1 protein-coding gene is annotated in these 651 nt (G+C 48.7%); it reads right to left on the bottom strand.

The genetic code is table 11. From position 1 onward, the window contains the following. On the bottom strand, window positions 1-651 hold a 651-nt coding region (locus tag R7Z47_RS25225), incomplete at both ends, for an ExeA family protein (RefSeq protein ID WP_318130814.1).

Below are 651 nucleotides of genomic sequence, written 5' to 3' on the forward strand. Positions count from 1 at the left end.
ATGAGACGCGGAATGCCATGGCTATACTTCGCAATCAACTTACTGGAACTGCGATGAAACAGTTGCTGATCGCCACCAGCCGTGTGCAAACGAAACGCGATGTAATCCGCAGTCTCTTTCTCATCAAGAGGTAACAGATGATAACGGCCAGTGATACGCTGTGCGAGCTGACGCAACTGCGTAGTCTGTAACAAACGTTGCAACTCTGGCTGCCCTACCAACAGCACCTTAAGCAGCTTTCTGGTATCGGTTTCTAAGTTCGTTAACAAGCGCAGTTGCTCAAGTACATCGGCAGCAAGATGCTGAGCCTCATCAATGACGAGCAACGTCTGCCAACCCACCTTGTGGTTACGCAGCAAATAATGATGTATGACTTGGTTTAGCTGTTTTAACGTCGCATCCTGCGGATAAGAGATCTTAAATGCATCGCAAATAGCTTCTAGCAGATCTCGGCTCGAAAAAGTCGGATTGAGAATCAGCCCCGCTTTGGTGCTTTCATCTAAATTCGCGAGCATGGCTTTGGCCACTGTCGTTTTGCCTGTTCCTACCTCACCGGTCAGCATGGCAAAACCACCGCCGTCGCCCAATCCCGCATTGAGGTGCGTGATCGCTTCTTTATGACGTTGGCTTAAATACAAATAACGTGAGTTT

The sequence above is a fragment of the Vibrio sp. 1641 genome (assembly GCF_033339995.1).
Classification (GTDB): Bacteria; Pseudomonadota; Gammaproteobacteria; order Enterobacterales; family Vibrionaceae; genus Vibrio; species Vibrio alginolyticus.